Here is a 276-nt window from a genome sequence, read left to right on the forward strand (position 1 = left end):
TCCGCTTCGTCGAATACGACCGATTGCGGTCCATCGATCACTTCATCCGTCACTTCCTCGCCGCGATGGGCGGGCAGGCAGTGCATGAAAAGCGCCTTTGGATCAGCTTTTGCCATCAGTCGCGCATTGACCTGATAGGGCATGAAAACGTTTTGGCCGCGAGCATGATCTTCCTGCCCCATCGAAACCCACGTGTCGGTCACGATGCAATCCGCACCGCTCGCCGCCCGTTCCGGATCGGTGGTGGACATGATGTTCGCGCCGTTCGCCTTCGCC

General features: G+C 59.4%; 1 pseudogene. It reads right to left on the reverse strand.

Annotated features, from left to right (window positions below):
• A pseudogene (locus R0J92_RS22835) lies at nt 1–251 on the reverse strand (ornithine carbamoyltransferase); the annotation flags it as partial.
• Nucleotides 252–276: the final 25 nt, after the last annotated feature.

It is taken from the genome of Tritonibacter sp. SIMBA_163 (genome assembly GCF_046535935.1).
GTDB lineage: Bacteria > Pseudomonadota > Alphaproteobacteria > Rhodobacterales > Rhodobacteraceae > Epibacterium > Epibacterium scottomollicae.